Raw genomic sequence first — 5,550 nt, 5'->3', positions numbered from 1 at the left:
CCCGAGCGGTTCGTGCGCAAGCCGCCGGACCACCGTGTCCCGCGGAACCCCTTCGCAGCCGCAGCGACGGCACCACTGGTCGAGCTCGACGACGCGGCAAGCGATCACCGCGCGGTCGGGCTCGAGCCGTTGCCCAACGGCTTCGAGACCGAGCTCATCCAGTCGGCAGAACGTGGTCAGGTCAGGGCGAGTGAAGGTAGCGTCGTGCACGTCGAGGTCTTCCGGATGGGCAGTGTGAGAACTTCCATCCTCGGGAGACCTCGACTTCGATCCCGACACCGCCGCGCCGTCAGCTTCTACACCCTCATCTGCGAAGAGCCAGATTAGCATCCGGGGCTCGTTGAGGTCATCCCGAGGACTGATGGACGCTGGATCGGACGGGCCGGGGGGTCGCGCCGCTCCCCTGGGTCCTTTGGCCAAGTGCGCGCGCCTGCCCAGAAGTTGGACGGTCGGACAAGCTAACGAATCAACGGCAAGCCAGGCCGATTCAAGGTCTCAGACAAGGCTCGCGGCTACGACATGGTTAATGGGAGTCGCGAGGAGAGCCAGCAGACGACGCCGAACCGCTTGCCATGGCCACACGACTCCCTCTACTGAGATTCAAGGTTCGGCCTACCGCCAACGCTGAACCAGTACGGACACTCGCCATCGTGGTTCCGCCAGTCGCACGCGTGAGGCCCCTCGTGGTGGTGCCAGCCGCCGAAGCGACCAAGCTCCTCAGACCAGTGCTCACAACGGATGACCTTCGGGGCACTCTCGGTGTCATCAGTAGCCATGAGTCCATGATCCCACTCATGCGCCGCCGGGACCGTCGGCACCAACGCGCCCGCACCACGCTCCGCTGCTACACCTTCATCTGCGAAGAGCCCTTTCGACGCGGTAGCGCTCAAGCACTCTTCCGGTAAGTCGCATTGAACACTGCGCTAGCGAGCCATTGCTTGAAGCTGCTGTTGTCCTGGAACTCCTTGAAGAGCTGGGTGTCATCTGAGATGAGGCGCAGCATGACCTGGCTGAGGGCGCGGTCGCTCTCGACGCGGGCGTTCACCGGGTCGTCGTTGGCCTGAGCATTCTTGTAGGCCTCGTCCTCGGACACCAGCCGCGGGATCTCTTCGGTGATGAACCGTTGGACGCGATCAGCGTCGTTCCACTCGATGTTGCCGAAGTGATCGTTGAAGCTTCGGACGATCGCCGAGAGTCTCTCAAGCTCCGGATCCGAGAGGTGTCCTCCGCCGGCGGCCGGGACCGGTGCAAGCGTGCCGTCTTCGTCATCGAGCACGATCTTCATCGCGTTGAGCTTCTCGGCGCGATAAGACTCCAAGTCGATGTTCTCGAGGATTCCAGCGGCGAGATCCTCTTCCTTCGGGGCCGGCAGCTTGGGTACTAGATGGTCAAGGAAGATCGATCGCTTCTCCCACTCGGTGCTGCCGTAGGGCAGGACGGTGGAGAGGAAGTTGTACGTGCGAAGGAAGGCCTTGGCATCGCCCTTGAATTTCACCTGGTCATCTTCGTCAGGGAGTTCGATGTACTCAGCGACGCTGGCGTCCAGCAGCGGGTCAAGTTGGTCGCGCCGCTCCCCCGCCAGGTACCGGTTGACAAACTCTCCGACTTGCTCAGGTGTGTAGATCCCGAATGCGTCGAGGTCGTTGACCAGGTCATGCAGCTTGTTGGCGTCCGTCTCTTCAGCCAGCACGGTTGTGCGGTAGTACGGTTCAAACGCGCGCTGGATCTCCTCAGCATCGTTGGCGAAGTCGAGAACGAAGGTGTCGTGCTTCGCCGGATGTGCCCGGTTGAGCCGAGACAACGTCTGCACTGCTAAGACACCCGACAACGCCTTGTCCACGTACATCGTGTGTAGCAGTGGCTCGTCGTAGCCGGTCTGGAACTTGTTCGCGACGACGAGGATCCGATTCGGGTCGGTCTTCACCTGCTCGGCGATAGCGTTCGAGGGGAAGCCGTTCAAGCTGGCCTCGGTTACTTTTACCCCCTTATACTCGTGCTCACCAGAGAAGGCGACGACCGCCTTGTACGGGCTCTTGCGCGCAGCGAGCGCGTCACGAATCGCATGGAAGTACTCGATGCACCGTGCGATCGACGAAGTTACGACCATTGCCCGCGCTTGGCCACCGATCTTCCGCTTCGCGACCACTTGAGCAAGGAAGTGTTCGATCATGATGTCGGTCTTCTGAGCAATGGCGTGCTCGTTGCCCTCGACATAGGCGCGAAGTTTCTTCGAGGCGCGCTTCGCATCGAACTCGGGATCGTCCTCCACGGTCTTCATCAGCTTGTAGTAGCTGCCGACGGGCGTGTAGTTGGAGAGGACATCGACGATGAAGCCCTCCTGGATCGCCTGCTTCATCGTGTACGAATGGAATGGTCGGAAGCTCGTGCCTCCTTCGGCGTTGGGCACCGGCTCGCCGAACATCTCGAGCGTCTTGTTTTTCGGCGTAGCAGTGAAAGCGAAGTAGCTCGCGTTCGTCAGCAGCTTCTTGCCCTCGATGATCCGGTTGATCCGGTCCTCGACGGTGTCTTCGTCGTGGGCCTCGATGCCGCCGAGTGCGCTCGAGACGGCCGCCGAAGTCTTCGACCCCTGGGACGAGTGCGCCTCGTCGATAACGATGGCGAACCTACGGTCACGATGGTCCGCTCCGATGTCATCCAGAATGTACGGGAACTTCTGCACCGTGGTGACGATGATCTTCTTGCCCGCCGTGATCGCACGGCGAAGATCTCCGGAACGGTCCGCATGCACCACGGTCGATCCCACCTGCAGGAACGACTTGATGGTCTGTGTGAGCTGGCTGTCGAGGATGATGCGGTCGGTGACGACGATGATCGAGTCGAAGGCGATCTTGCCGTCGTGTGTGGCCTCGGTGAGCTGGTGAGTCAGCCAGGCAATCGAGTTTGACTTGCCGCTGCCAGCCGAGTGTTGAATGAGATAGCGGCGACCAGCACCGCTCGTCTCAACATCGGACAAGAGTTGGCGCACGACATCGAGCTGGTGATACCGAGGGAAGATCACCTTCGAGATCTTCTTCCCAGTCTTGGGATTCTTCTCGACCACGATCTGCGCGTAGTTCTCGATGATCCCGGCGAGGCTCTGCGGCGCGAGCACTCGCCGCCACAGGTAGTCCGTCATGACCCCATCTGGATTCGGCGCGTTACCCGCACCATCGTTGAATCCTTGGTCGAACGGCAGGAACCACGATGAAGCCCCCTTGAGCTCGGTGCAGAATCGTGCGCGGTGATCGTCTAGGGCGAAGTGTGCGATCGTCCGTCCGAACGCGAACAGCGGTTCACGAGGATCGCGGTCGCGCTGATACTGCTGAACCGCATCTTCAACCGTCTGGTTCGTGATGTTGTTCTTCAGCTCGAACGTAAAGATGGGCAGACCGTTAACGAACGCCACAAGGTCGACGGCATCCCCCGGGTTACTGACGCTGTGATGCACCTGCCGCGTGATGACGAACCGGTTCGCGACGAAATGCTCAGCAGCCTTTGGATTCCCAGCCACAGGTGTCGGGTAATACAGATCAATGTGGTGACCGTGATGGTCGATGCCGTTTCGCAAGACGTGGACGACACCCCGGCGCGTGATCTCGCCCTGGAGCCGAGCGAGGAACTTGTGACGCGTGGGAGTCTCCGACGCGAGCCCGAGCGAGTCGACGAGATCGGGCTGGGTTGACTCGATGAACGCAGCGAAGTGCTCCAGATCGATCGCGTAGGAAGCGACGTAGTCTCCGGGTGCCCCCGCGGTCCAGCCACCCTCGCTCATCTGAGTGACGATGAGCGATTCCAAGCTCTCCTCGTTGAGTCGCTGCATGCTCACTCCTCGCCTTCGCTCAGTGCTTCATCAAGAGCATCATCGGTTGCTGAGACCGTGTTGTTGTCGAACGACTCGGGTGCGTCCGGCAACGTCGCTGCGATGGCACGGACGTCGACCTGGCCCGTCACCACGTCCGCGACGAGTCGTGTGCGGAACTCCTGGAGGAGGTCGATCTCGCGCCGGACACGGGTAACGATTGCGGTCGAGGTGCCAATCTTCTGGTCAAAGATGCCGAGCAAGCGATCTTGTTCGTCGGCAGGAGGCAGAGCGATGAGCAATTGCGGAAGTTTGCTCGCCTTGATACCCGTGGCGGTCGACCCGGTACCACGAACGGTGAGTTGGTATTGAAAATATGGCGAGTTCATTGCCACTGAGGCAAATCGGGGCCTTAGGACTTTACCGTCAAGCCGGAATCGAACAACCCTTTGCGCAAATGCGACATCCTCGCGATCCACCAAGGCTACGTTCCCAAGCGGAGCCTCCATCGTAAGCAATAGATCTCCCGCACGGGGGAGTCCTCGACGCATTATCTGAGGATAATCCGCCTCGCTCACATACTCTTTTGAAGATTCATAATCGATCCACCCTGGCCGAACATTCTTAGCAGTAACCAACGTCACACCAAATTCTGTCTTCTCTGGCGTGGCACCTCGATAGTCGGCACGCTCAGTTACTGCTCGCAGAAAAGGTAGAACCATCCAGCCCTCCGGCAAGTCCACACCTGATTCAACTACTCGATGACCAAGACCGCCGGTGACAAGATCCGTCGCAAGTTGCTGAGCTTCCTCTCTTATGAGAATGAGGAGGCGGCGCTTGGCGGCGATGGCCTTGTCGATGCGGGCGTTCGCGTGGGCGAGGTACTTCACGATCGCCGTCTGCTCGTCCGCCGGCGGCACCGGGAAGCGAATCATCTTGAAGTGCTCCGGCCGCAGGCTCCACTGGTCGGAAGTGATGCCGTACGACCAACGCTCGGCTTCTTTCGCGAACTGCGGAGTCCGCACGACGTGGTGCATGTACTCAGTGAGGGCGTCTCGCGGAGACATCACGATATAAGCAGGGCTAACAATGCCCCGATACTTTGATCCGCCTGCGGCTCCTTGCCATGCACGCATCTTGTTGTAGACAATATCGCCGGGCTCAACGAGCTTATACTTCGACTTATCGACGTTGGATGAGTCCTTTTTTGATGTAGACGACAGAAGGTCAGCTTGAGGAATCACTCCGCGACCGATGGTCACCGAGAGCATCTGTTCCTCAACGTGCCCAGCATCCTTACGCTCACCAAAAATGGTTCGTGCGGGCTCCCAGCCCCATGAAAGGGGTACGTCAGCAACCCACTCGCCCGCGACTTTGTACGAGCCGTACCGCGGCAGATCACGAAACATCAGTACTCACCAGCGATCTCGGCGATCAGGTCGTCAGTCTCTGCTTCGAGCAAGCGGATGTCGGCCTGGATCTCGGCAAGGGTGCGCATCGGCGCAGGCTTGTAGAAGTGGCGTGTGAAGGAAATCTCATAGCCGATCTTCGTCTTCGACTCGTCGATCCAGGCATCCGGAGCATAAGGAGTGACTTCACGTCGGAAGAACGCCTCAACACCGTCAGTAGTGCCCCTTAAGGTGGTGTAGCCCGCGGTGGCCGGCTCGTCGCTCGCGACGTAAGCGCGGTCACCGTGTGATCCTTCGAGAAGTCTCTTACCTCCACTCGAAAGGCATCATCACGATGACCGC

2 protein-coding genes and 1 pseudogene are annotated in these 5,550 nt (G+C 59.8%); all 3 read right to left on the bottom strand.

What is annotated here, in order from left to right; genetic code table 11:
- A pseudogene (locus KZA10_RS07040) lies at positions 1 to 210 on the bottom strand (ISL3 family transposase); the annotation flags it as partial.
- A 676-nt stretch (positions 211 to 886) separates the two neighbouring features.
- Positions 887 to 3,820, bottom strand: coding sequence for a type I restriction endonuclease subunit R (locus tag KZA10_RS07035; protein ID WP_218682508.1), 2,934 nt, complete (start codon positions 3,818 to 3,820; stop codon positions 887 to 889).
- Positions 3,821 to 3,822: 2 nt separating this feature from the next.
- Complete coding sequence (locus KZA10_RS07030; RefSeq protein WP_218682507.1) at positions 3,823 to 5,070, bottom strand: hypothetical protein; 1,248 nt, start codon at positions 5,068 to 5,070, stop codon at positions 3,823 to 3,825.
- Between the last annotated feature and the right edge of the window lie 480 nt (positions 5,071 to 5,550).

It is taken from the genome of Microbacterium sp. BF1, from assembly GCF_019279095.1.
Classification (GTDB): Bacteria; Actinomycetota; Actinomycetes; order Actinomycetales; family Microbacteriaceae; genus Microbacterium; species Microbacterium maritypicum.
The sequence above is the reverse complement of the archived record's forward strand: the minus strand, read 5'-3'. Positions and strand labels throughout refer to the sequence as shown.

Bases quoted from the DNA above. Each gene is read 5' to 3' on its own strand.
- KZA10_RS07035 (WP_218682508.1), bottom strand. From the start codon at position 3,820: ATGCAGCGACTCAACGAGGAGAGCTTGGAATCGCTCATCGTCACTCAG.
- KZA10_RS07030 (WP_218682507.1), bottom strand. From the start codon at position 5,070: ATGCTCTCGGTGACCATCGGTCGCGGAGTGATTCCTCAAGCTGACCTT.